The 23313-nt window shown below is 63.0% G+C and carries 20 protein-coding genes and 1 riboswitch; of the genes, 8 read left to right on the forward strand and 12 right to left on the reverse strand.

Features of this window, described 5'->3' with window-relative positions:
• The first annotated feature begins 66 nt into the window (after positions 1-66).
• On the forward strand, positions 67-1083 hold the full coding sequence (locus ASC48_RS12910; protein ID WP_055456154.1) for an Ldh family oxidoreductase: 1017 nt from the start codon (positions 67-69) through the stop codon (positions 1081-1083).
• Positions 1084-1122: 39 nt separating this feature from the next.
• Here the strand turns inward: ASC48_RS12910 and ASC48_RS12915 are convergent, their stop codons facing one another.
• From ASC48_RS12915 to ASC48_RS20115, 3 genes are all read right to left on the reverse strand, one after another.
• On the reverse strand, positions 1123-1680 hold the full coding sequence (locus tag ASC48_RS12915) for a GNAT family N-acetyltransferase (RefSeq protein ID WP_055456155.1): 558 nt from the start codon (positions 1678-1680) through the stop codon (positions 1123-1125).
• 13 nt (positions 1681-1693) lie between these two features.
• Positions 1694-2824, reverse strand: a complete 1131-nt coding sequence (locus ASC48_RS12920) for a type III PLP-dependent enzyme (protein ID WP_055456156.1) — start codon at positions 2822-2824, stop codon at positions 1694-1696.
• A gap of 700 nt (positions 2825-3524) precedes the next feature.
• The gene (locus ASC48_RS20115) at positions 3525-4535 is read right to left on the reverse strand and encodes an EF-hand domain-containing protein (protein WP_055456157.1); all 1011 of its coding nucleotides are present in this window, start codon (positions 4533-4535) and stop codon (positions 3525-3527) included.
• Between the two features lie 302 nt (positions 4536-4837).
• On the opposite strand from ASC48_RS20115, the gene ASC48_RS12930 reads away from it, so the two are divergent.
• From ASC48_RS12930 to ASC48_RS12945, 4 genes are all read left to right on the forward strand, one after another.
• A complete protein-coding gene (locus ASC48_RS12930) occupies positions 4838-5566 on the forward strand; it encodes a response regulator (protein ID WP_055456158.1) in 729 nt (242 codons plus the stop codon).
• Positions 5563-7062 (forward strand): ATP-binding protein, encoded by a 1500-nt coding sequence (locus ASC48_RS12935; RefSeq protein ID WP_055456159.1) that lies wholly within the window; start codon positions 5563-5565, stop codon positions 7060-7062. The genes ASC48_RS12930 and ASC48_RS12935 overlap by 4 nt, the downstream gene beginning before the upstream one ends.
• A 50-nt stretch (positions 7063-7112) precedes the next feature.
• Positions 7113-7322: riboswitch (cobalamin riboswitch) on the forward strand.
• A 108-nt stretch (positions 7323-7430) separates the two neighbouring features.
• Positions 7431-9806, forward strand: a complete 2376-nt coding sequence (metE, locus tag ASC48_RS12940) for a 5-methyltetrahydropteroyltriglutamate--homocysteine S-methyltransferase (RefSeq protein ID WP_055456160.1) — start codon at positions 7431-7433, stop codon at positions 9804-9806.
• Positions 9803-10636, forward strand: a complete 834-nt coding sequence (locus ASC48_RS12945; RefSeq protein ID WP_141658949.1) for an acyl-CoA thioesterase — start codon at positions 9803-9805, stop codon at positions 10634-10636. The genes metE and ASC48_RS12945 overlap by 4 nt, the downstream gene beginning before the upstream one ends.
• A gap of 55 nt (positions 10637-10691) precedes the next feature.
• Here the strand turns inward: ASC48_RS12945 and ASC48_RS12950 are convergent, their stop codons facing one another.
• The 4 genes from ASC48_RS12950 to ASC48_RS12965 all read right to left on the reverse strand — a co-directional run bounded on the left by ASC48_RS12950 (position 10692) and on the right by ASC48_RS12965 (position 16005).
• Complete coding sequence (locus ASC48_RS12950; RefSeq protein WP_055456161.1) at positions 10692-11396, reverse strand: pseudouridine synthase; 705 nt, start codon at positions 11394-11396, stop codon at positions 10692-10694.
• Positions 11393-12436, reverse strand: a complete 1044-nt coding sequence (locus ASC48_RS12955) for a class I SAM-dependent methyltransferase (RefSeq protein WP_055456228.1) — start codon at positions 12434-12436, stop codon at positions 11393-11395. Before ASC48_RS12955 ends, ASC48_RS12950 begins: the two co-directional genes overlap by 4 nt.
• 118 nt (positions 12437-12554) lie before the next feature.
• Entirely contained in the window at positions 12555-14087 is a 1533-nt protein-coding gene (locus ASC48_RS12960) for a methyl-accepting chemotaxis protein (RefSeq protein WP_055456162.1), read from the reverse strand.
• Between the two features lie 328 nt (positions 14088-14415).
• A complete protein-coding gene (locus ASC48_RS12965; protein WP_055456163.1) occupies positions 14416-16005 on the reverse strand; it encodes a peptide chain release factor 3 in 1590 nt (529 codons plus the stop codon).
• 253 nt (positions 16006-16258) lie between these two features.
• On the opposite strand from ASC48_RS12965, the gene ASC48_RS12970 reads away from it, so the two are divergent.
• Positions 16259-16816: a DUF2585 domain-containing protein gene (locus ASC48_RS12970; RefSeq protein WP_055456164.1), complete on the forward strand. Its 558-nt coding sequence runs from the start codon at positions 16259-16261 to the stop codon at positions 16814-16816.
• Positions 16817-16825: 9 nt separating this feature from the next.
• On the opposite strand, the gene ASC48_RS12975 is transcribed toward ASC48_RS12970, so the two are convergent.
• Positions 16826-17728, reverse strand: coding sequence for a LysR family transcriptional regulator (locus ASC48_RS12975; protein WP_055456165.1), 903 nt, complete (start codon positions 17726-17728; stop codon positions 16826-16828).
• Between the two features lie 93 nt (positions 17729-17821).
• Between ASC48_RS12975 and ASC48_RS12980 the strand changes: the two genes are divergently transcribed.
• On the forward strand, positions 17822-18454 hold the full coding sequence (locus ASC48_RS12980; protein ID WP_055456166.1) for a class I SAM-dependent methyltransferase: 633 nt from the start codon (positions 17822-17824) through the stop codon (positions 18452-18454).
• An 87-nt stretch (positions 18455-18541) separates the two neighbouring features.
• Here ASC48_RS12980 and ASC48_RS12985 read toward each other — a convergent pair whose 3' ends face one another.
• Positions 18542-19246, reverse strand: coding sequence for a ParA family protein (locus ASC48_RS12985; RefSeq protein WP_055456167.1), 705 nt, complete (start codon positions 19244-19246; stop codon positions 18542-18544).
• 410 nt (positions 19247-19656) lie between these two features.
• Between ASC48_RS12985 and ASC48_RS12990 the strand changes: the two genes are divergently transcribed.
• On the forward strand, positions 19657-20562 hold the full coding sequence (locus tag ASC48_RS12990) for an alpha/beta hydrolase family protein (RefSeq protein WP_055456168.1): 906 nt from the start codon (positions 19657-19659) through the stop codon (positions 20560-20562).
• A gap of 38 nt (positions 20563-20600) precedes the next feature.
• On the opposite strand, the gene ASC48_RS12995 is transcribed toward ASC48_RS12990, so the two are convergent.
• From ASC48_RS12995 to ASC48_RS13005, 3 genes are read right to left on the reverse strand one after another with little or no spacing between them, the layout of a single operon-like run.
• A complete protein-coding gene (locus ASC48_RS12995; RefSeq protein ID WP_055456169.1) occupies positions 20601-21662 on the reverse strand; it encodes an ABC transporter ATP-binding protein in 1062 nt (353 codons plus the stop codon).
• On the reverse strand, positions 21662-22444 hold the full coding sequence (locus ASC48_RS13000; RefSeq protein ID WP_050470978.1) for an ABC transporter permease: 783 nt from the start codon (positions 22442-22444) through the stop codon (positions 21662-21664). The genes ASC48_RS12995 and ASC48_RS13000 overlap by 1 nt, the downstream gene beginning before the upstream one ends.
• Positions 22441-23313, reverse strand: a complete 873-nt coding sequence (locus tag ASC48_RS13005) for an ABC transporter permease (protein ID WP_055456170.1) — start codon at positions 23311-23313, stop codon at positions 22441-22443. Before ASC48_RS13005 ends, ASC48_RS13000 begins: the two co-directional genes overlap by 4 nt.

Below are 23313 nucleotides of genomic sequence, written 5' to 3' on the forward strand. Positions count from 1 at the left end.
CACGTTTGTCCGGATGAGCTCCGGCATGCTAGGCAGACATATCAGACATCCTGCCGCGAGCCTGCCATGTCCGCCACCGAGACACTTACCCTTGCCGAAGCTCATGACCTGGCCGTTGCAGCCCTTGTGGCCAGCAATACGGCACCGGATGTGGCCGAAAGCGTTGCGCAGGCGCTGGTGGCCGCAGAGGCAGATGGCCAGAGCGGGCACGGCCTGTCGCGGGTTCCCTCCTATGCAGGGCAAGCGCGCAGCGGCAAGGTGAACGGGCATGCGGTGCCGAAGCTGGAGGATGTGACGCCAGCCCTCTTCCGGGTGGATGCCTGCGACGGCTTTGCCTATCCCGCCTTTGACATGGCCATCCAGCATCTGCCTGGGCGGGCGCACAAGCTGGGCATTGCCATGGCAGCCGTGCGCCGCTCGCATCACTTCGGCCAGGCTGGGGCGCATTGCGAAAAGCTGGCAGAACATGGGCTGGCAGCCTTCGTCTATGGCAACGCACCAAAATCCATCGCGCCCTGGGGCGGGCGGACACCGCTGTTCGGCACCAACCCGATTGCCTTCGCTGCCCCCGCCGGCAAGGGCCGCGCGCCGCTCATCATCGATCTGGCTGTCTCGCGCGTCGCCAAGGGCAAGATCATGGCAGCCGAAAAAGCGGGCAAATCCATTCCCGAAGGCTGGGCGCTTGATGCCGATGGCAATCCGACGACCGATGCCAGCGCAGCCATGGCAGGCACCATGATCCCGATCGGCGAGGCCAAGGGCGCGGCATTGGCGATGATGGTGGAAGTGATGTCAGCCGCCATGGTGGGAGCCAGCCTGGCCTTCGAGGCACCCAGCCTCTTCACGTCCGAGGGGCCTGTGCTCAATCTCGGCCAGACAATCATTGCCATTGACCCGGAACTGGTGTCCGGCGGCCTGTTTGGCGAAAGAATGGATACCCTGCTGGATACGGTGGCGGCCGAAGACGGCGCACGCCTGCCCGGCTCCCGCCGCCTTGCTGCCCGGCAGAAAGCCATCGCCGAAGGTCTGGCAATCCCGGTTCCGATTCTGGACGAAATCCGGCAGATCATCGCAGCTGCATGAACCCTGCGCCATCGCAGGCACAGGGCTCATGCATTTGGTTCAGGCCGCGCGGGAGGTGACGCTGCGCAGTCCGGTGAAAGGCATCATCTGCGCATAAACCGGATCTTCCGCACCGCTTGCCTCGACGAGGCCACAGGCTCCGGCGAGTGCGCCTTCCTTCAGCTCGAGACCGAGGAAGCGGTGACGCTCCACCGGTCCCGGCAGATCAAGGCCAAGAGTCAGGTCCGGCGAAAAGCCGAACCTTGCATAATACGCATGATCGCCCACCAGCATGACGCCGCCAAAGCCGGCAATGGCGGCCTGATTGAGCGCGGCACGCATCAGACGCGCGCCAAGCCCTTCGCTGCGGCAAGTGGCCTCCACCGCCAGCGGTCCGAGCAGCAGCAGGCCCTGGCCGCCTTCGGCCGTGACATGCCACAGGCGCAGGGTACCCACGAGCGCACCGGTATCATCCAGCGCGGTCAGGGCGATGGCCGGCACGCGGCCTTCGCGCAGGCGTTCGGAGGTTTTCTGATGCCGGTCCGGACCAAACGCCCGGTCGAGCAGCAGCTCGCGGGCGCCGGTGTGCTCCGGCGCCTCGTCCAGAATTTCGATCATCTCACCTGATCCTTCAGATCACGTAGGATGCGAGAGCGGCGAAGCCGTTGAAGCCGACCGTGGAATAGGTCGTCGTATAGGCACCGCAGGACTCGATCAGCACCTTGTCGCCGATCGACAGGGAGACAGGCAGCTCGTAGGGCGTCTTTTCGTAAAGAACGTCCACGCTGTCGCAGGTCGGCCCTGCCAGCACGCAGGGCGAGGTGGCATCGCCATCCTTCGGGGTGCGGATCGGGTAGCGGATCGCCTCGTCCATGGTCTCGGCGAGGCCATGGAACTTGCCGATGTCCAGATAGACCCAGCGCACGGTGTCGTCAGCCGACTTGCGGGAAATCAGCACGACTTCCGCTTCGATCAGGCCGGCATCGCCCACCATGCCGCGGCCCGGCTCAATGATCGTCTGCGGCAGGTTGTTGCCGAAGTGATCGGTCAGAGCCTGGAAAATGGCATTGCCATAGGCCGGAACGCCCGGGACATCCTTGAGGTAACGGGCTGGGAAGCCACCGCCCATGTTGACCATCTTCAGCGGGACGCCGCGGGTGGCGCATTCACGGAACACACCGGCAGCCGTTGCCAGCGCGCTGTCCCAGGCGCCCAGGTTTGCCTGCTGGGAACCGACATGGAAGGACACGCCATAGGCCTCGAGGCCGCCGCGGTGCGCAGCTTCCAGCACGTCCGGAGCCATTTCCGGAGCGCAGCCGAACTTGCGCGACAGCGGCCATTCGGCGCCTGCGCCATCGCACAGGATGCGGCAGAACACGCGCACGCCCGGTGCGGCACGGACGATCTTCTCGACTTCGGCTTCGCAGTCGACGGCATAGAGGCGCACGCCCAGCTCGAAGGCGCGGGCGATGTCGCGTTCCTTCTTGATGGTGTTGCCATAGGAAATGCGGTCCGCGCTGGCACCGGCAGCCAGAGCCATTTCGATTTCGCCGACGGAGGCGCAATCGAAGGAGGAGCCGAGTTCAGCCAGCAGGCTGAGGATCTCGGGGGCCGGGTTAGCCTTCACCGCATAGAAGACGGAGGTGTCGGGCAGCGAACGGACAAAAGCCTCGTAGTTTGACCGCACAACGTCAAGGTCGACAACAACGCAAGGACCATCTTCGGTGCGCTGGCGGAGGAATTCACGGATGCGATCGGTCATCGGGGTTCTCCCGTTCATCAAGTCTTGGCGCGAGGTCGTCCGTCCGCTCGCCGCGGAGCCCTCCGGTATGGACAGGGAGGCTCGGCAAGAGGTGACGATCGGTCGAGCGCACAGCGGTGGCTGCACACTGTCCCTTTATGGGATGCCTTGGCTTGGAACGGGGATCGCTCCGCACGGCCGGCAATGAAGTAACAAGTGCCTCTTCAGTAACCCCGGGATGTGGAAACCCGGCAGAGACCAAAAAAGCCCTCTTACGTCGTTGCTTTAAGCCGTCCGGTTTTGTCAGACCCCAAGAATCGTAGTGGGGCTTGTCTGACTGCCACTGGAATTCATGGACGACCACGGGCACGTGCGAATTTGGGCAACGGTTATTTGCGCCCATTCGCTGTCATGTTCAAGGGATTTTTTGAATGAGGCGCAGATTTTTTTCGTGAAGCCGGAAGCCTGGAAAAGACAAGGTAAACGCCGGATTTTCGCCACTTTTTTAGACTTGCAAACATCGCGCGCAGAAGCCCGCCGCGCAACGGCGGCAGATGGGGCAACGGCATGCCGTCCCGGCAGCAATCAGATCCTTTTCTTCATAAGCACGAAGGGCCGCACTGGGGCGGCCCTGCGGCTCAGATCTGTCCGCCGTTCGGGGGGCGAAGCTTGGCGGCTTTTGACGGACAGATCTGATTCTGTTCAGGTTTGCGCCTGCGGATCAGCCCTGGCGGCCCTGCGGGCCCTTGCCGCCACCTTTGCGGTCACCGTGGCGCTCACCATGCGGGCCCTTGCGGCCTTCCTTGCCGCCCTTGCGGAAGTCGGCCTTGGTCAGCACACCATCTCCGTTACGATCCATGCGGGCCACAAGATCAGCAGTCCGTGCCGCGTTTTCTTCAGCAGTGATGGCAAGGTCGCCGTCCGTGTCGAGGCGCTGGAACATGCGCACCAGACGCGGCTCAGCCATGCTGGCGAACAGCGCATCAAAGCCCTGCAGGTCGAAGCTGCCGGCATTGCCCGTATCCGCAAGGGCAAAGAGCTGGCCGCGCACCTCGTCGAACTCAGCGCGTGTCACGGTGCCGTCGCCGTTCACATCGAAGCGCTCGAACATCTCCATCATCATCATGCCGTGGCGGCCATGCGGACCCTCGGGGCCTTGGCCCATCTTCCAGCCCTCATGGTCCTTCCCTTCAGGGCCCCTGCCTTCCGGACCCCGGCCTTCCGGTCCCTTACCTTCCGGCCCCTTGCCACCGGGGCCACGTGCCTCGGCACCACGGCCTTCAGGGCCGCGCGGCGGCACCGGCATGGCCTTCAGCTCCCCGTCACCATCCCGGTCCAGCCGGGCGAACATGCGCTCAGAGATGCGGTCGAACTCGGCTCGGGTGACCTTGCCGTCGCCATCGCGGTCCAGCCGCTGGAAGGCACGCACCTTCACCGGCTGCATTTCAGCAAGGCGGTAAGCCTTGAATTCTTCCAGAGTGACGCGCCCGTCCTTGTCGGCGTCAGCGGCTGCGAAGCGCTCCGCGACAACGGCGTTCACTTCATCCTGGGTGACGGCGCCGTCCTTGTTCTGATCGAACATTTCGATCATCCGTCCGCCGTGGCGGCCGCCGTCGCGGTCCATGCCGCCCCAGCCTTTGGGCCCGAAGCTGTCAGCCAGCGCGATTCCGGCCACAGAGGTGGCAAGCGCGGCAGCAAGCGTGCCAATGGCGATGGTCTTGAGTGCGGTCATCAATCTTCTCCTTTTCCGGCCTATCCGGATGTCTGCAGCGGCAAGGCGTACCTCGCGGTCTGTGCCTGGCGGTCTTTGGCGGAACCGCCGTGCCGTCCTGCGATGACCAGAACATAGGCGAAGGATCCGCGCCGGATTAGGGCGGGCAGGAGGCCCAAGTGTCGTGACCTGTGACAGGCCTGGCCTCCTGCGACAGACTGTTACACTTTCCCCTGCCCCGCCGTGGAAAATGGCGCTACCTAGAAGATGAAGGACGGCGGCATCAGCCCGCCGGCAGAGAACAGTGAGCCGGAATCAGCGTGATGAGTGAGCCAAGCCCCCATATACTTGTGGTCGATGACCACCGCGATATCCGGGAAACGCTGGCCCGCTATCTGGTCAAGAACGGCTACAGGGCCACCACCGCCGAAAGCGCAGCCGCTGCCCGCAAGGCATTGAAGGCGGCCGTCATCGATCTGGTCGTGCTGGATGTGATGATGCCCGGTGAAGATGGTCTCAGCCTCTGCCGCAGCCTGGTTGATTCAGATGGCCCGCCCATCATCCTGCTCACCGCCATGGCGGAGGACACCGACCGGATCATCGGCCTGGAAATCGGCGCGGATGATTATGTCACCAAGCCTTTCAACCCGCGCGAGCTGCTGGCCCGCATCAAGGCCGTCCTGCGCCGCACCGCCAGCGTGCCCAAGCCGCGCGATCCGATCACGCAGGAGCGCCTCGTGTTTGAAGGCTTCACCGTGGACACGGCGCGGCGTGAGCTCTTTGACCCGCAAGGTGCGCCCATCGCCCTGTCCAGCGGCGAGTTTCAATTGCTGCTCGCCTTCCTCAAGCGTCCGCGCATGGTGCTGACCCGTGACCAGCTGATGGACCTGACGAGCGGGCGCACGCCCGGTGTCTTCGACCGGTCGATCGACAACCAGGTCAGCCGCCTGCGCCGCAAGATCGAGGAGGACCCGAAGGAGCCGCGCATCATCAAGACCGTCTGGGGCGGCGGCTACATGTTCACCGCTGCCGTGGAGGAGCTTGACGCATGACCGCGCCTGCCTTCTTCCGCAATTCCGCCGCCTTTTTCCGGCGCCTGTGGCCGCGCAGCCTTGGCGGCCAGCTCATCGCACTGCTCCTGATCGCCCTCATCGGCAGCCAGGCGGTTTCCATCTGGCTCTTTGCCGGGGAGCGGCGGCTTGCGGTCTATGAGGCGATCGGCGACGGGGTGATTGTCCGCACCGCCTCTCTGGTGCCGCTGCTGGAGACCTCCGGCGAAGCGACCCGAACCCAGCTGCTGCAGGCCACCAGCTCGGCCATCACCCGCTTCTGGCTGGACCAGAAGCCCTCGGTGGCCAACGTACCCCGGTCCGGCGCAGAGCGGCGGCTTGCCGCAGCACTGGCCGACGAGCTCGGACAGGACCCGGGCATCCGCGCCTCGCTCAGCGCAGCGGGCAAAGGCCCGGAAAGAGGCGCAGAACGAGGCTCCAGCAGGCCACCGCGCGAAGAACGGAAGAAGCGCGAAGAGGCAGGAGATACCAATCTTGAAAGGCTGGAGGAGCGGGAGCGCCGCCGCGAGGAGCGGCTGCGCCACCGGCTGATTGCGATCGAGTTTTCCGTGCCGCTCACCGATGGGCAATGGCTGAACGTGGTGACCAGTCAGCGCCCGCCGCCACCCGGCGCCTTCTACACCCTGGTCCTGCAGATGGGCCTGATGGCTCTGGCCATCATCGCCATAGTTGCCTTCACGATCCGGCAGGTCTCCCGTCCCTTGCGCCAGCTGGCCGATGCTGCCGACCGGCTGGGCCGGGGCGAAGACGTGCCGCCGGTGCCGGAGGCAGGCCCGCGCGAGCTGCGCAGCACCATCTCCGCCTTCAATGCCATGCAGGACCGGCTGAGCCGCTTCGTGGCAGACCGCACGCGCATGCTGGCCGCCATCAGCCACGACCTGCGCACCCCCATCACCTCCCTGCGCCTCAGGGCCGAATTCATCGACGATGACGAGAACCGGGAGAAGATGATCGCCACGCTGGATGAAATGGCCGCGATGACGGAAGCCACCCTCGCTTTCGCCCGGGACGAAGCCGTCAGCGAGCCGCGTGAAGCAGTGGACCTTGTCGCCGTTCTGGAAAGCCTTGCGGGCGACCAGGCCGACATGGGCCACGATGTGCGCCTGATGGCAACCGGGACTGATGCAGAGGCAGCGCCTGTCACTCTGCCCTGCCGCCCGATGGCGCTGAAACGTGCCCTGCGCAACCTGATCGAAAACGCCGTCCGCTACGGCGGCGCGGCCCGCATTTCGGTGGAGACAGGCCAGCGTGAAGTCATCATCCGCGTGGAAGATGACGGTCCTGGCATCCCGGAAGACCGGATGGGCGATGTGTTCGAGCCCTTCGTCCGGCTGGAGACATCCCGCAGCGGCGAGACGGGCGGCATCGGCCTCGGCCTTGCCATCGCCCGCTCCCTCATCCACGCCCACGGCGGCACCATAACCCTCACCAACAGCTCCAAAGGCGGCCTCACCGCCACGGTGACGCTGCCGCTCTAAAGGTTAATATAAAGATATCTTTATATCATTGACACGCGCAAGAATCGCGGCAACACTGCTTCAATCGTGGTTCTGCGGATCAATGATCCGGAGCTAAGAGGGAATCCGGTGCGGTGCAGTGATGCACTCATGCCGGAGCTGCCCCCGCAACTGTAAGCAGCGAGCTGCCATTCACCATGTCACTGGGGAAGACGCCCCGGGAAGACGGATGGCCGCGATGACCTGCAAGCCAGGAGACCTGCCACGGTAGATAACGTTCTCGGGCGGGGTGTCCCGGTGTGCGCCTGTTCCGCCCGGGACACGCATGCGCGTGCTCGGGCTGTCTTGCGTCATGCCCATACTTTGCCCGCAACCTTCGGGGTAAGGAAATGAGCATACAGACCGCAAACCTCGGTTTTCCGAGAATTGGCAGACAGCGCGAACTCAAGTTTGCTCTGGAAGACTTCTGGTCAGGCAAATCTGACGAGGCCACCCTGCAAGCCAAGGCCCGCGCCTTGCGCGCCGCCCACTGGCAGCATCAGCGGGAGGCTGGAATAAGCATCATCCCGTCCAACGATTTCTCGCTCTATGATCATGTCCTTGATCTGGCGGTGATGACCGGAGCAATCCCGGATGGCTATGGCTGGACTGGCGGACCGGTCTCCATTGCCACCCTCTTCGCCCTTGCCAGAGGCTCAGCCAGTACCGCCAGCAACACCTGCGCGTGCAACGGCCAGCACTCAGGTGATGCAGAGGCAAAACCTGCGCTGGAAATGACCAAATGGTTCGACACCAATTACCATTATCTGGTGCCAGAACTGCACGCAGGACAAACATTCAGCCTGACCGGGAACAAGCCGCTGGAGCACTTCCGGGAAGCCGCCGCTCTGGGAATTCATACGCGGCCCGTCATTCTGGGGCCGGTGACCTTCCTGACGCTTGCCAAGACGCGGGACGGATCAGCCTCTCTCGCGCTGCTGGATAAGCTGCTGCCGGTCTATGGCCAGATCCTCAAGGAGCTGAAGGCGGCAGGCGCAGACTGGGTGCAGATGGATGAACCCTGCCTTGTGACCAGCCTTTCCACCATCGAGAAGGAAGCGCTGGTGCAGGCGTACCGGTACCTCGCTGCAGAGGTTCCCGGCCTCTCTCTGATGCTGGCCACCTATTTCGGCGGACTTGAGGACAACCTCGAAACGGCCCTTTCCCTGCCCGTTGCCGGACTGCATGTGGATCTTGTCCGCGCACCGCAGACCCTTGCCCCGTTGCTGGCCAGTGCGCCGGAGCATTTGCGCCTGTCACTGGGGATCATCGACGGGCGCAATGTGTGGCGTGCGGATCTCGCCCGATGCCTCGACCGCATCAGCGCAGCAGCCACCTGGCCCGGCGGCATCGAAATCGCACCGTCCTGCTCCCTGCTGCATGTGCCGGTGGATCTCGCGCTTGAAACGGACCTCGATCAGGAGCTTGCCTCCTGGCTCGCCTTTGCCACGCAGAAGCTGGGCGAGCTTGCTGCCTTGCGGAACGCTCTCGCAGCCTGGGCCAGCGGCAGCAGCCTGCTTGACGGCGGCACGCAGGCGGCCTTTGACACGGCAGCGGCAGCCCTTGCAACGCGCAGCAGGTCCAACAGGGTCAGCGACCCCGCCGTGCAGGCAAGAGTGCAGGCCCTCGGCACGGGGCAGCATCTGCGCGGCGCGCCTTTTGCCTTGCGGCAGGTGCTCCAGCGCACCCGCAATCCGCTGCCGCTCTTTCCAACCACCACGATCGGTTCCTTCCCGCAGACGGCAGATGTACGAAAGGCCCGTGCCCTGCATGGGCGCGGCAAGCTGACGGATGAGGATTACACAGCATTCCTCAAGCGCGAGACCGCCGCAGCCATCCGCTGGCAGGACGAAATCGGCCTTGATGTGCTCGTGCATGGCGAGTTCGAGCGCAACGATATGGTGCAGTATTTCGGCGAGCAGCTGAAGGGCTTTGCCTTCACCCGCAATGCCTGGGTGCAGAGCTACGGCTCCCGCTGCGTGCGCCCGCCCATCATCTACGGTGATGTCTCCCGGCCCGCTCCCATGACGGTGGACTGGTGGCGCTTCGCCCAGTCCCAGACAGGCAAGCCGGTCAAAGGCATGCTGACCGGTCCGGTGACCATTCTGAACTGGTCCTTCGTGCGCGACGACCTGCCACGCGAAACGGTCTGCCGCCAGATCGCCCTGGCCATCCGGGATGAAGTGTCGGACCTTGAGACGGCCGGAGCCTCCATGATCCAGATCGATGAAGCCGCCCTGCGTGAGGGCCTGCCGCTGCGCCGCAGGGACTGGGATCACTATCTCGACTGGGCCATCCGCTGCTTCCGCATCTGCTGCAGCGAGGCGGGAGACTCGACCCAGATCCATACCCATATGTGCTACTCAGAGTTCAATGGCATCCTTCCCGCCATCATCGCCATGGATGCAGATGTCATCTCCATCGAGGCCTCCCGCTCGCGGATGGAACTGCTGGATGCCCTGACATCACAGGGTTACCCGAATGAGATCGGTCCCGGCATCTATGACATTCACTCGCCCCGCATTCCGGGCATCGGCGAGATCGAAACCCTGCTGGGCCTCGCGCGCCAGCGGTTGCGCGACGGTCAGATGTGGGTCAATCCGGATTGCGGGTTAAAGACGCGCAAATGGGATGAGGTCCGCCCGGCCCTGATCAACATGGTTGAAGCAGCCCGCGCCCTGCGCCGTGCCGCAAATGCCTGCACACAAGGCGGAGACGCAGCATGACGGTCACCGCTGTTTCAACTTCAACCCTGCAGGAAGGGCTGGCGCACACGCCAGCCCCGATCGCCACTCTGCTGGAGATCGTCTTTCCGGGCGACACCAACCACCATGGCACACTCTTCGGCGGTGCCGGGCTGGCCTATATGGACCGGATCGCCTTCATCGCAGCCAGCCGTCACGGCCGCGTGCCTTTCGTCACGGCCTCCTGCGAAAATGTGGGTTTTCACAAGCCTGCGCATGTGGGCGAGATCGTCTCCTTTGACGCTTCCATCCGTGAGGTGCGGCGCCGGTCGCTGACTGTGGAAGTGAAGATGGCCGCTCAGACCATTCTGGGCGGCGAGCGTCACGTCTGCACCGCAGGTGTGTTCCACATGGTTGCCTTGCCCGCTGAAGGAAAAGCTGCCGGCTGGAGCCTTCCGCCCCTGACAGAAGAGGCAGCCCCTGCCAGACCTGACGAACTGCGCATGGCGGATATTGTCTTTGCCGATCAGGTCAATGGCAATGGTGCCCTGTTCGGCGGCCACGCCCTTGCCTTCATGACCAAGGCAGCCTTCATCAGCGCCTCGCGCCTCAGCGGCAGGCTTACAGTGCTGGCCGCAACAAGGCAGATCGAGTTCCACCATCCCGTTGCCCTTGGGGCAATCGTGGAGGCCGTGGCGCGGATAGCGTCCGTCGGACGGTCCTCGATTCATGTCGAGGTGGATCTGTGGTCCGAAGGTCTGCTGACGGGAAAGAGGCAACTGGCCGCGAAAGGGCAGTTCGTCATGGTCGCAGTGGATGCCTCACACCGGCCGGTGGCTGCGCGGCAGAAGCCAAGCGCACCCGAAAGCTGACGGAACGGGGCCCCTTTAAGGGTGCGGCAGGCAGATCTGTTCTACCGCACATCCCTCAAACCGTTCCGAACACCTTGTCCACGTCAGCGGCATCCAGCAGGCGCCACTTGCCTTCTGCGACGCCGTCCAGCCCCAGATGGCCGATGCGGATGCGGGAGAGGGTGTTCACGTGGTTGCCGGTGGCGGCGAACATGCGGCGGACCTGGTGGTAACGGCCCTCATGCAACGTCAGCCGCACCTTTTGCGGGGTCAGGACTTCCAGTTCGGCAGGCTTCAGCGGCTTGTCCTCGCTTTCCAGCATCATGGTGCCGGAGGCAAACAGCTCAGCTTCATTGCCCTGCAAGGGCCTGTCCAGCTCGGCCTCATAGACTTTCGGTACCTCGGCCTTGGGCGAGATGATCTTGTGCAGCAAGGTGCCGTCATCGGTGAAGAGCAGCGCACCGGCCGTTTCCCGGTCAAGGCGGCCAACGGTGGACAGCACCGGCTTTCGGTAACGGAACCGGTCCGGCAGCAGGTCATAGACGAGCCGGCCCTGATCCTTGGTCGAGCAGGTGTAGCCCACCGGCTTGTTCAGCAGCAGGATCATGCCCTGCGGCGGATCCAGAGGCTCATCATCAAACAGGATGTCCTCATGTGCGGTTTTGGAATCGGCCTTAAGCCGCTGCCCGGCCCGGTCGGTCACCCAGCCGTTGCGAATGGCGATCTGCACTTCCTTGCGGGTGCCATAGCCGAGATTGGCAAGAAGCTTGACCAGTCTCATCGGCCGCGCGCCTTGCGTGCGTGGATCACCTTGTAGCCGCCCTCGTCCGCCACCATGATGACCTCGGCAAAGACTTCATTGATGACGCCCTCGTAGGGCAAATGCCGGTTGGCGACGAGCCACAGATGCCCGCCCGGCTTCAGGGACCGCGCAGCCGCCCGCACGAAGCCCTGGCCGATATCCGTCCGTCCGGCCTTGCCGGTCTGGTGGAACGGTGGATTGGTGACGATGAAATCATAGGTCTTGTTCAGCCCCTTGGTCACGTCCACCCAGTGGAAGCCGAGACGGCGGCCGGTGGCCAGCGGCGTCACATTCTCCCGCGCCAGATCCAGCGCCCGCTGTTCGGCCTCGTAAAGATCGAGCCCGGTCACCTTGGCACAGCGCTTGAGAACCTCGGTGGACAGATAGCCGAAGCCCGCCCCCAGATCCGCACCTTCGCCGGACAGGCTGGCGGGCAGATTGGCCGCCAGCAGCGCGGAAGCGGCATCAATGTGATCCCAGGCAAAAACACCCGGACGGCTGAGAAACTGCCCATCAAGGATCGGGCGCACCGCATCCAGTTCCACCCATTCGGCCACCAGCGCGCCGTTGACGCGGGCCTCATCCTTGATGGTCCAGGCAACGCGGCACTTGGCCTTGGAGAGTTTGCCGTCGAGACCGGCAAGGCTTTCGAGATCACCTTCCAGCGCCTTGCCGCCTTCTGCGTTCGTCGCACAGACCACGATCAGCCCCCCGGGAGCGGCCCGCCGCACAGCATCGGCAAGCAACGCCCGTGCCTCCTGCTTCTGGCGCGGCGGCAGCACCAGCACCAGCGGATAGCGCTCGCCCTCAGCCTGATGCAGCACCGTATACCCCTGAGCTGCCAGCGCATCCCGGTCGGGCGCAAAGCTCTGCACCGGCACCAGCGCGCCCTCGGGCAGCTCCTTCAGGTCCGCACCCGCGCGGGCACGCAGGAACAGGATGCTGCCTCGCGTCTGTGGCAGGTCGAGCGTGCCGTTCAGAAAGGGAAGGAGGAGCGTTTCAAGGACTGTGTCGGACATGGCGGCGCTTTCAATGCAGGCGGGCGGCAGTTCTGCACTGCCGCCCGGCCGGTTCATCCGCACTCATACAAGCCGCAGCGGGCAAGGTCAAAGCCGCCTTGCGCCGCCTGCAGGCAGATCACGCTGCGGCAAGCCTGCGCACGAAGTCATCCACCGCACGGCGCAGGGCATCCGTCTGGCTGCCCACCGCATGCGAGGAGATCATGAGCCGGGCTGCAGTCTCATTTGTCTGCGCCACCGCGCTGCGCATCTGTTCCATGTTGCCGGTGACCTCGGAGGTCCGGGCAGACGTGATCTGCGCATTGGAGGCGATTTCCGCCGTCGCCTGCCCCTGCTGCTCGACGGCGCGGCTGACGGATTCAGCATGTTCATCAATGGTACGCATGATCTCGGTGATCTTCTCGATCGCCAGAACCGCATCATCCGTCGAGGCCTGAATGGCCGAAATCTGGCTGGAAATTTCGTCCGTGGCCTTGGCCGTCTGAGAGGCAAGCTGCTTCACCTCGGATGCCACGACCGCAAAGCCCTTGCCCATCTCGCCGGCCCGCGCCGCCTCGATGGTGGCATTGAGCGCCAGAAGGTTGGTTTGGGCGGCAATCTCCTGAATGAGCGTTACCACCTGGCCGATCTTGTCTGCTGCGACTGCAAGGCTGGTCACCTTCTGGTTCGTGGCTTCCGCTTGGCGGGAGGCGTCATCCACCACCTTGGCCGTCGTCGTCACCTGCCGGGTGATTTCTCCAATCGAGGCAGACAGTTCCTCGGAGGCAGCGGCGACCGTTTCAACGTTGGCGGAAGCCTGCAGCGCGGCGTCGGCGGCGGCACTCACCATGCCGCTGCTCTGGCGCGCGGTCGCGTCCATCGCCGAAACATCGCGGCTCAGCTCCAACGCTGCATTCTGCAGAGCATCGAAATAGCTGCCGGTCGTGGCGCGGAAGTCCTCGGCAAGGCGGCGCATGAGTTCGGCCTTCTCGGCCTGTGCCTCGCCCTCACGCCTGCGCACGGTCTCGGCAAGCTCATTCTGCTCGATCAGCGACTGGCGGAACCCGGCAAGAGCGTCGCGCAGATCACCCAGTTCATCCGCGCTGGACCATTCCGGCAGCCGGTGGGACAGTTCCCCTCGCGACAGGGCACCGGCGGTTGCCGCCAGTTCATCCGCCCGCACCGCGATGCGTGAGCGCAGGAACAGCCAGCCGCCAATCGCGGCAAACAGGGTCGTGACAATCGAGATCATCTGCACCAGCACCACAACGCTGGCGGTGGCACGCAGACCAGCAATGCCTTCGGCCATCTCTTGCTTGATCAGTTCTTCCGCCTTGTCCGCCTCTGCGATCAGCATGTCGAACGCCTGGTCAAACACTTCGTCAGCTTTGCTGCCGGCAATGTCCTTGCCGGCATTCATGTAGCGCTCGCGGGCGACCTTCTCAAACGTATCGACTTCTTCCTGGACAGCCTGCATCACGCGGCGCACTTCCGCCGACTCCGTGGGAAAGAACCTGCCCTCATCATTGGTGCCGCCATTCACAATGGCACCGGCGAAAAAGCGCGCTTCCTTCAGCAGGCCCCAGACTTCATTGATGTCCTCGCCCTCGTCCCCGGTCATGATCTCCTCGAAGATCAGATGGGCACGTGTCGCCGTCAGCTTGATTTCCATCGCAGCGTCAGCGAGCGGCGCGAGTCTTTCTCCAACGTGAAGCCCTTCATCTGCCAGTCTGGCACTTTGTATGAAAGTCAGTACGCCCGTCACAACAACGACTGCAGCCATCGCGGAGAAAATACTCAGCAGCTTCCCGGAAACACGCATCCTGCAATCCCTCTTCGGCACATGCGATGAAAATGCCAATCCAGACGGAATGATGCAGGATAGATGTTACGACAATCTTAGTCTCTCGAAGGGCTTCGATCGGCACTTATAACAATGAAATACAATTCGAGTTGCCACCGGCAAAGAGGTTCGGTCTTTCCGGTGGCAGGATCAACAATCAGGCACTATGCACAATCTCGCGGGTCTCGCGGAAACAGATGCCCGGATTCTTTTCCCCAACGTAATTGACTTCCCAGCCGCTTTTGAACAGGAAGACCGGCTTGTCGTCACGGTCGAGGGCGACGCTCATGCGGTTGGCCTCGATGAATTTCTGCAACTTGACCGGATCCTCGCATTCGATCCAGCGCGCCGTCGTATAGGGGACGGTCTCGAAGCCGATTTCGGTGCTGTATTCGTTCTTCAGGCGGTCCACCACCACGTCAAGCTGCAGCATGCCGACGACACCGACGATCCAGCTGGAGCCAAGGTCCGGCTTGAAGATCTGCACCAATCCCTCTTCCGCCAGATCCGACAGGCCCTGCCGCATCTGCTTGACGCGCATGGTGTCGGACAGGCGCACGCGGCGCAGCACTTCCGGCGCGAAGGCTGGCAGGCCGGTGACGTGGATTTCCTCGCCCTCCGTCAGCGTATCACCCACACGCAGCTGGCCGTGGTTCGGCACGCCGATCACGTCGCCGGGATAGGCCTCATCGGCAATTTCGCGCTCTTCGGCGAAGAACAGGACCGGCGCCGAAACGGCAATGCTCTTGCCCGCGCGCACATGCTTCAGCCGCATGCCGCGCTTGAAAGTGCCCGAGCACAGGCGCACGAAGGCGATGCGGTCGCGGTGCTTGGGGTCCATGTTAGCCTGCACCTTGAAGACGAAACCCGTCACATCCGGCTCGTCCGGGCTGATTGTCCGCCCGCCCGTTGCTGCCTGCGAATGGGGTGCTGGCGCATATTCGGCAATGAAATCCAGCAGATCATTGATGCCGTAATCACGCAGGGCCGAGCCGAAGAACACCGGTGTCAGATGCCCCTCAAGGAAGCTCTCACGGTCAAACGGTGTGTAGCCTTCCGCGCCCAGTTCCACATTTTCCCTCAGCTCGTCCATGATGCGGTCAAACACCCAGTCCGTCAGCACCGGATCTTCCAGACCGGAGACCTCCAGCGTGCGGGCATAGGGGCCGCCGCGTTCGCCGGACGATGTCTGGAACGTCTTGCGATGCCAGTCATAAATGCCGAAGAAATCCGAGCCCATGCCCACCGGCCAGGTCATCGGTGACACGTCCAGCGCCAGCGCCTCCTGCACCTCGTCGAGGATCTCCAGCGCGTGGCGGCCTTCACGGTCGATCTTGTTGACGAAGGTGATGATCGGAATGTCGCGCAGGCGGCAGACCTCGAACAACTTCCGCGTCTGGGTTTCGATGCCCTTCGCCGCGTCGATCACCATGATGGCCGCATCCACCGCCGTCAGCGTGCGGTAGGTGTCTTCCGAGAAATCCTCGTGGCCCGGCGTGTCGAGAAGATTGTAGGTGATGCCGCCGCGCTCGAAGGTCATCACGGAGGAGGACACCGAGATGCCGCGCTCCTGCTCGATTTTCATCCAGTCCGACCGGGCGCGGCGCCGCTCGCCGCGGGCACGCACCTGACCGGCTGCCCGGATGGCGCCGCCCGAAAGCAGCAGCTTTTCCGTCAGCGTCGTCTTGCCGGCGTCCGGATGCGAGATGATCGCAAAGGTACGGCGGGTCAGATAGGGGGCGGTCATGGTCAGCTCCTTGGCGAGAGGCGGGGCACAGGCGAAGCGTGGGCGGGCAAGGCAGCGCGGGCGCGCCAGGCCGCAGGCTTCAGCCGGCAGGGTCTGTCATTGGCGCAAGGTCATAGAGCCAGCAGCGCCAGAATGCCAGCACAGAATAAGGCTTTCCCGCCGCTTCCCGGCCCCGAGCCGTCACGCAGCGCCTCTGGCCAGCGCAAGCGCCTGCGGCTAAGGATGATATGGGCAGTTTCAACAGGAGACCCATTTGTCCGCACGTGCTTCCTTCATCACCGGCCTCGTTCTTCTGGCCGCCACCGCCGCAATCCTGCTCTCCATGGGCCGCATTCCCATCTGCGAATGCGGCTACGTCAAGTTCTGGACCCCGGCGAGCGATGTCTCCGGCTCCTCCCAGCATATTGCCGACTGGTACACCCCTTCGCACATCATCCACGGCTTCCTGTTCTTTGGGCTGGCCTGGCTCGTGATGCGCGCCCGTCCGCTGGGCGAAAAGGCGCTGCTCGCCATCGTCATCGAAGCGGCCTGGGAGATCGTCGAGAACAGCCCCTGGGTCATCGACCGTTACCGCGAGGCCACCATCGCCGTGGGCTACACCGGCGACAGCGTGCTGAATTCGATCGCCGATATCCTCTGGATGCTCGCCGGCTTCTGGTTCGCTGCCCGCATGCCTGTCTGGGTCACGGTTGCCGCCGCCATCGCCTTCGAGCTGATCGCCCTCTGGGTCATCCGCGACAACCTGATCCTCAACGTGATCATGCTGCTCTACCCGCTGGAGGCCATCAAGGTCTGGCAGGGAGGGGCTTGAAGGGGCAAGTCAGCGCAGCTCTGGCTGGGCTGACAGTGCCTTTGCCAGGACGTCGAACACGAGCCGGATGCGCGGGCTGGTGTGGAGCTCCCGGTGCGTGACCAGCCAGACCGGAAAGCTAACGCTGATTTCCCCGGGCAGCACCACCTCGACCTCTGGAGCGAAGCGGATGAAGTCAACGGCCATGAAGCCGTAACCGAACCCATGCCGCACCGCTTCCCAGGCGGCCGTGCCACTGGCCGAACTGAAACGAAGGTCCCGTTCAGCCGCCTGGATGCCAAACATCTTCAGATATCTGATCATTTCAGCCTTGTTGCCGAAAGCGACGAAGGGCTGGCCGGTCAGATCAGCGGCCGTTTCGGGACGTCCGGCCTGATCAAGAAAGCTGCGTGCGGCATACAGATGGGCATCCGTGTGCCGTAACAGGCGCCCGATCAGCTCTCCCCCCTCCGGCCGGACATGACGAACGGCGATATCTGCCTCACGCCGCTTCAGGTCGCTGATTTCGTTGGAGCAGATCAGCTCGATTTCCAGGCCGGGCGCAATGGCATGCAGATGGCGCAGGACCGGTGGCAGCAAATAATGCGCAAACATGTCAGAAGCCGAAATGCTGACCGGCCCGGCCACCGCCTGCGCCTGACCTGAGGCCACGAGACTGAGCCGCAGGCCCGCTTCGGCCATCGACCGGGCCGCTTCCACGACCTGCCTGCCCGTTTCCGTCAGGACTAGCGTGCGCCCCGTCCGCTCCACCAGAACAAGGCCAAGCTCCTGCTCCAAGGTGGCAATCTGACGGCCGACAGTCGGCTGTGTGAGTCCGAGCGCCTTGCCCGCAGCCGAAAGGGAGCCGAGATCCGCCACCGCGGCCAGCGCACGGGCATGGTTCCAGTCAAAGGCGAGCTTTGGCCAATTCATGCATTTTTGCATATCATGATTACATGAATCCGCAATTCCAAATTTTTCCGCATGGGTCTACCAAGGAGTCCGGCAAAGACGCAGGGACAACAGATGAACCGTGACGCGGAGTTCTGGGATAGGGCGGCTGAGAAATATGCGCGCTCCCCCATCAAGGATATAAAATCCTACGAATACACTCTCGAAAGAACGCGCAGTTTCCTGCCGCCTCATGCCGGTGTTCTGGAAGCTGGCTGCGGCACCGGAACGACTGCCTTGCGCCTTGCCGGATCAACGGCTCACATTCTAGGCACGGATATCTCCGCCGCAATGATCGAGATCGCAAGACGAAAGCTTCTGGAGCCAGATGCGCCGGTCAACGTCACATTCGAGGTTGCCGCACTCGATGATGAAAGCTTGCCGGAGGGGCCCTTCGATGCGGTCATGGCCTTCAACATCCTGCACCTGTCGCGCAATCTCGATGCAGCTCTGGCAGCGCTTGCCCGGCGGGTCCGCCCTGGCGGGCTGTTCATCTCCAAGACCGTCTGTCTGTCCGATTCACCCTACCGTCTGCTCCGGCCCGTGCTGGGCTTGATGAAGCTCGCGGGCAAGGCCCCGCATGTGCTTTTTCTGTCCCGGAAGCTCCTTGACGACCGGGTCACGGCACATGGATTTGAAATCCTGGAAACAGGTGATTTTCCGGCCAGTCCGCCCTGCCACTTCATCGTGGCGCGCCGCATGGCATGAGGCGTCTGCCATCCCGGTCAAAGGGCATCCAATCTGCGGAGCGGCCCGGCTGTTCCAGCCGGGCGCCGCGTTGCAATCGGGAAACGGTCAGGACGCCTTGCGGAACCAGTCGTACCAGCGGCGCTGCTGACGGGCCTCGACGCGCTCCAGCACTTCCGCAGCGAACTGGGCCGCATTGTCCCGCGCCTTATCGAGGTTGGTCACAAGCTTGGGATCAAGCGATGCGAGGCTGCCGCCAAATTCAAACATGTCCCGGTACGCTGCCCGCTCGACAATCGCGGTCATCAGCACGTCAATCCCGCTGACGGCGAGATGATCCTGCACCGCCTTGAGCGCGCGCGTCGTCACGGCGGCATTGGTGCGTGTCAGCACGACGCAATGGCGGATTTCGTGACGGACGATTTCTTCCAGCTTGTTGATGAGACGCAGGATCTTCGCCCCGCCCCTTGCGTCCATGGACGAGCCCTGGATCGGCACAACCACCAGATCAGACACGGAAAGGGCGTTGGCGACGAGCAGATTCTCCGTCCCCTCCAGATCAACGATCACGTAGTCGCTGACGGCAGATGCCTCGATGATCTGTTCCGTGATGGTGGCAGGCGTCAGCTGGCTCTGAACTGAAATATTCGCCGGACGGCCCGGCAGGTCCGACCAGGTGGAAATCCAGCGCTGCGGATCCGCGTCAAAAATGGTGACGGTTTTCCCCCTTTCGGCAATTTCCGTTGCCAGCAGCAATGCCGCTGTCGTCTTGCCGGCCCCGCCTTTGGCATTTGCGAAGGAAATAACGGGCATCTGGTCTCTCCTGGATCTGCGGCAGGTGGCGCTTTGCTGACTGCCTCTCCCGGGAGTGATTACAATACTCCATGGTTAACAAATTCATAACCGGCCTGCAAAATGCAATTTCCTGTCATTAATACCTACTTAACGCACCAGAACGGACAGTTATCACGCGCAAACACCATTGACACATGAAACGGGAACTGCGGCAAAAGACGAGAATCAATCACCCCATCTGGAACACACAAAACAAATTCGCGAGTATTCCTTTGCGAGGGGACTGTGTGTTCAAAACTGCCATTAATCGTTTGTCAGGCCCCGCCCCCGCCATTATCTCTTGGAACCATAAGCTGCATGTCCGGCCCCTCTGCGCAATTTCGTGAGGCGGGTGGCGGATACAGCGCCGTTTTCAACCGGATGCCGCAATGACCGCAAGACCTTCCCGCTTCCTTGCCGGACTGAGTGCCCTTCTTGTGGCTACAAGCCTTTCCCTTGCCCCTGCGGCCGCCCGGTCCCTTGCCCCCTACAAGGATGACCTTTTCGCCTATCCGGGTCTGCTCAACAGCTACCATGATGGTGATTTTGAGGTGGTCGCCTATGACAAGGCCCGCGACATTCACCAGCGCGACAAGGAGCCGGAGCGCGAGGTCTGGGGCAACTATGTTTCCTACCATCCGCGTGGAAGCCAGGAAGACATGGAGCTGAAGGCCAATGGCAGGACCGTGAAATACATGGCGGCCGGCAAGACGAAGGGTGGCGCGGCCTATGTGGTGATCTACGTTCACGGTCAGGGCGGCAACCGCTTTCAGGGCATGAATGACGTCACCTTCGGCGGCAACTTCAACCGCATCAAGAACCTGATGTCGCGCAACGGCGGCGTCTACATCACGCCCGATTTCACGGACTTCGGCGCTGAAGGCACGAAGGATGTGGAAGCCATCATTGATGCCTATGCCGCCAACTCGCCGGGCGCAAAGATCTTCGTGGCCTGCGGCTCCATGGGCGGCATCCTGTGCTGGAACTTTGCAAAATCCCCGGCCACCGCGCGCAAGCTCTCAGGCCTGCTGTTCTTCGGCTCGCCCAGGGACGAGGGTATTTTCGCCAGCCGCACCCTGAAGGATCCGGCCCTGCACGTGCCCATCTACATGGGCCACGGCAGCTGGGACAAGGTCTACAACTGGGAAGAACAGGTGCAGTTCTTTGAGCAGCTCCGCGCGAAGGCCCCCGGATACCCGGTCCGCTTCACCCTGTTCGAGACCGGCACTCACGGCACCCCGATCCGCATGACCGACTGGCGCCTCATCCTCAACTGGATGATTTCAAAGAGCTGATCAAAAGGGCGGCCCCCGGCCGCCCTTTTTTCTGTTTCTCAGCCCTGCAGCACGATCAGGTCGCGCGGGGCGAAGCCGATTTCGACTGTGGAGCCTGCAGACGGGGGCGGTGCATCGCTGCGGTTGAAGGTGTCGAGCGACACTTTCGTGCCCGCCACATCCAGCTTCAGGCGGATGATGGCTCCCATGAAGTGCACATCCTCGACCTCGGCGGGCAGAAGAACGTCATCGTCATTGCCCCGCCCCAGATGCAGCGCCTCCGGCCGCAGCGCCACGGAAAGCGCCTCATCCTTGCGTGCAGCAAGGCCGCCCTCCGTCAGCGTGATCTGACGCCCGGCAAGGCTGACGATACCCTTCTCCCCATCCACGGCTTTTGCCTCGAACGTGTTGAGCGTGCCGACGAAATTGGCGACGAACTGCGTCCTGGGACGGCTGTAGATCTCGAAGGGATTGCCCACCTGCTCGGCCACACCGCCATACATGACGACGATACGGTCGGACATGGACAGCGCCTCTTCCTGGTCGTGGGTCACGAAGATGGTCGTGATGCCCAGTTCCTTCTGGATCTCGCGGATCTCGTTGCGCAGGCTGACGCGGATCTTGGCATCAAGCGCCGACAGCGGCTCGTCCAGCAGCAGCACATTGGGGCGCGGCGCCAGGGCACGGGCCAGGGCCACGCGCTGCTGCTGGCCGCCCGACAGCTGGAACGGGTAACGCCCGCCCAGATCCGGCAGGCCGATCAGCTTCAGCATCTCCGCTACACGGGCATCAGTTTCGGCCTTGGACACGCGCTTGATCTTGAGGCCAAAGGCAACGTTCTGAGCCACCGTCATGTTGGGGAACAGGGCATAGGCCTGAAACACCATGCCGATGTTGCGGGCGTTCGGCTTGGCGCAGGTGACGTTCTGCCCGCCGATCTCGATGACGCCGGTGGTCGGCGTCTCAAAGCCGGCGACCATGCGCAGCACCGTCGTCTTGCCGCAGCCCGAAGGCCCCAGCAGCGAGATGAATTCCCCCGCGCCTACGGACAGGGAGAAATCCTTCACGACGGTGTTGAGCCCGAAGGACTTCTGCAGGTTCTTGAGTTCGAGAAAAGCCATCAGCGTCGAGCCTGTAGATGTTTGGAGAAGCGGGCGGCCAGCTGGATCAGCGCCATGCAGCCCCATGTGATGGCAAAGGCGATCACCGCCAGCGCCGCCGGCTCATAGGCACGGTTGACGCCAAGGCTTGCCATGAAGGGTCCGAAGGCCGGACGGTTCAGAAGCGCTGCCATGGTGAATTCGCCAATGACGATGGCGAAGGTCAGGAAAGCCCCCGAAAGCACCGAGATCAGCACGTTGGGCAGGATCACCCGGAACAGGATCGTCGTCCATCCGGCGCCAAGGCTCATGGCTGCTTCCGTCAGCGTGGCCACGTCGATGGTTCTGAGCCCCGTATCCACCGCGCGGTACATATAGGGCAGCGCCAGCATCACATAGCCGCACATGAGCAGGATGTTGGTGCCCCAGATGCTGCCCGTCAGCGGCAGGAAGGACGAGGTGTTGTAGAGCCGGATATAGCCGAAGACCACGATGATGGCCGGGATCACCAGCGGCAGCAGGGTGATGAACTCCACCCACGGCCGGGCGGCGGGCAGTTTCAGCCGCACCCAGAAGGCCGTCGGCACCACCAGCAGGACCCCGGCAACGATCGTCGCCAGCGCCATGGACACAGAGTAGATGAAGGTGTCCTGAAAGCGGCTGTCGGCCAGAACCGCCACATAGGCATCGAAGGAATAGGCATCGCGCCGCATCCGCAGGCTGAATTCCGTCATGCCGATCAGCGGCAGGGCGAAGAAGATGCAGCCGAGGATGAGCGTGCCCCAGGCAAGAAGACGGTTCACTTGAGCCACCTTTCACTGCGCACCCGCAGCCAGATGTAGATCCCGTTGGCAACGCCGGTGATGACGATCATGCCGAAGGCCAGCGCATAGCCCAGATGCGGATTGCCGAGAACGTCACCGCGGATCTGCGCAAACAGCTTGATCGGCACGATGTTGAACTGCGGCCCGGCCAGCGCGAAGGCCGTTGCAATGGCGCCGAAGGAATTGGCGAAGAGCAGCGCAAAAGTGCCGAGGAAGGACGGGAACAGGATCGGAATGGCCACCAAGCGCCAGTATTGCACGGAGGTCGCGCCCAGGATCGACGCCGCTTCCTTCCACTCGCGCTTCAGGCCATCCAGCGCAGGCGCGATCATCAGGATCATCAGCGGGATCTGGAAAAACAGATAGACGACCACCAGCCCCCAGAAGGACAGGAGGTTGAAGCCCATCGCCCGCAGATTGATGCCGAATTCGTTGCGCAGCCAAATGGTGACAAGACCAACCGGGCCGAGTGTGGCGAGAAAGGCAAAGGCCAGCGGCACGCCTGCGAAATTCGAGGCCACGCCGGAAAAGGTCATCAGCGCCGACCGCACCCGTGCCGGCAAACCGCCGAGGATGACCGCCGATGCCATGCCAAAGCCGATCAGGCATCCCAGAAGTGACGTCACCAGACTGAGCTGGATCGACACCCAGTAGGAGGACTTGATCGAGTCCGTGTTCAGGCCGCGGATGTTTTCAAGAGTGAAGCTGCCATCGGCCGTCTGGAACGCGCCCAGCACGATCTGCAGGGCAGGCAGGATCAGGAAAAGAAACGCAAAAAGCGTGAAAGGAGCAAGGCCGAGCCAATTGAGGTTCAATCGGAACGCGCTTGCCCTTGCCGGTTTCGTCAT

Source organism: Pannonibacter indicus, assembly GCF_001418225.1.
Taxonomy (GTDB): domain Bacteria; phylum Pseudomonadota; class Alphaproteobacteria; order Rhizobiales; family Stappiaceae; genus Pannonibacter; species Pannonibacter indicus.

Coding starts and splice junctions, on each gene's coding strand:
- ASC48_RS20115 (WP_055456157.1), bottom strand. CDS start 4,535: ATGACCGCACTCAAGACCATCGCCATTGGCACGCTTGCTGCCGCGCTT.
- ASC48_RS12945 (WP_141658949.1), top strand. CDS start 9,803: ATGACGGTCACCGCTGTTTCAACTTCAACCCTGCAGGAAGGGCTGGCG.
- ASC48_RS12935 (WP_055456159.1), top strand. CDS start 5,563: ATGACCGCGCCTGCCTTCTTCCGCAATTCCGCCGCCTTTTTCCGGCGC.
- ASC48_RS12930 (WP_055456158.1), top strand. CDS start 4,838: ATGAGTGAGCCAAGCCCCCATATACTTGTGGTCGATGACCACCGCGAT.
- ASC48_RS12955 (WP_055456228.1), bottom strand. CDS start 12,436: ATGTCCGACACAGTCCTTGAAACGCTCCTCCTTCCCTTTCTGAACGGC.
- ASC48_RS12985 (WP_055456167.1), bottom strand. CDS start 19,246: ATGCCCGTTATTTCCTTCGCAAATGCCAAAGGCGGGGCCGGCAAGACG.
- ASC48_RS12960 (WP_055456162.1), bottom strand. CDS start 14,087: ATGGAAATCAAGCTGACGGCGACACGTGCCCATCTGATCTTCGAGGAG.
- ASC48_RS12915 (WP_055456155.1), bottom strand. CDS start 1,680: ATGATCGAAATTCTGGACGAGGCGCCGGAGCACACCGGCGCCCGCGAG.
- metE (WP_055456160.1), top strand. CDS start 7,431: ATGAGCATACAGACCGCAAACCTCGGTTTTCCGAGAATTGGCAGACAG.
- ASC48_RS12910 (WP_055456154.1), top strand. CDS start 67: ATGTCCGCCACCGAGACACTTACCCTTGCCGAAGCTCATGACCTGGCC.
- ASC48_RS12920 (WP_055456156.1), bottom strand. CDS start 2,824: ATGACCGATCGCATCCGTGAATTCCTCCGCCAGCGCACCGAAGATGGT.
- ASC48_RS13005 (WP_055456170.1), bottom strand. CDS start 23,313: ATGACGAAACCGGCAAGGGCAAGCGCGTTCCGATTGAACCTCAATTGG.
- ASC48_RS12975 (WP_055456165.1), bottom strand. CDS start 17,728: ATGAATTGGCCAAAGCTCGCCTTTGACTGGAACCATGCCCGTGCGCTG.
- ASC48_RS12965 (WP_055456163.1), bottom strand. CDS start 16,005: ATGACCGCCCCCTATCTGACCCGCCGTACCTTTGCGATCATCTCGCAT.
- ASC48_RS12950 (WP_055456161.1), bottom strand. CDS start 11,396: ATGAGACTGGTCAAGCTTCTTGCCAATCTCGGCTATGGCACCCGCAAG.
- ASC48_RS12995 (WP_055456169.1), bottom strand. CDS start 21,662: ATGGCTTTTCTCGAACTCAAGAACCTGCAGAAGTCCTTCGGGCTCAAC.
- ASC48_RS12980 (WP_055456166.1), top strand. CDS start 17,822: ATGAACCGTGACGCGGAGTTCTGGGATAGGGCGGCTGAGAAATATGCG.
- ASC48_RS12990 (WP_055456168.1), top strand. CDS start 19,657: ATGACCGCAAGACCTTCCCGCTTCCTTGCCGGACTGAGTGCCCTTCTT.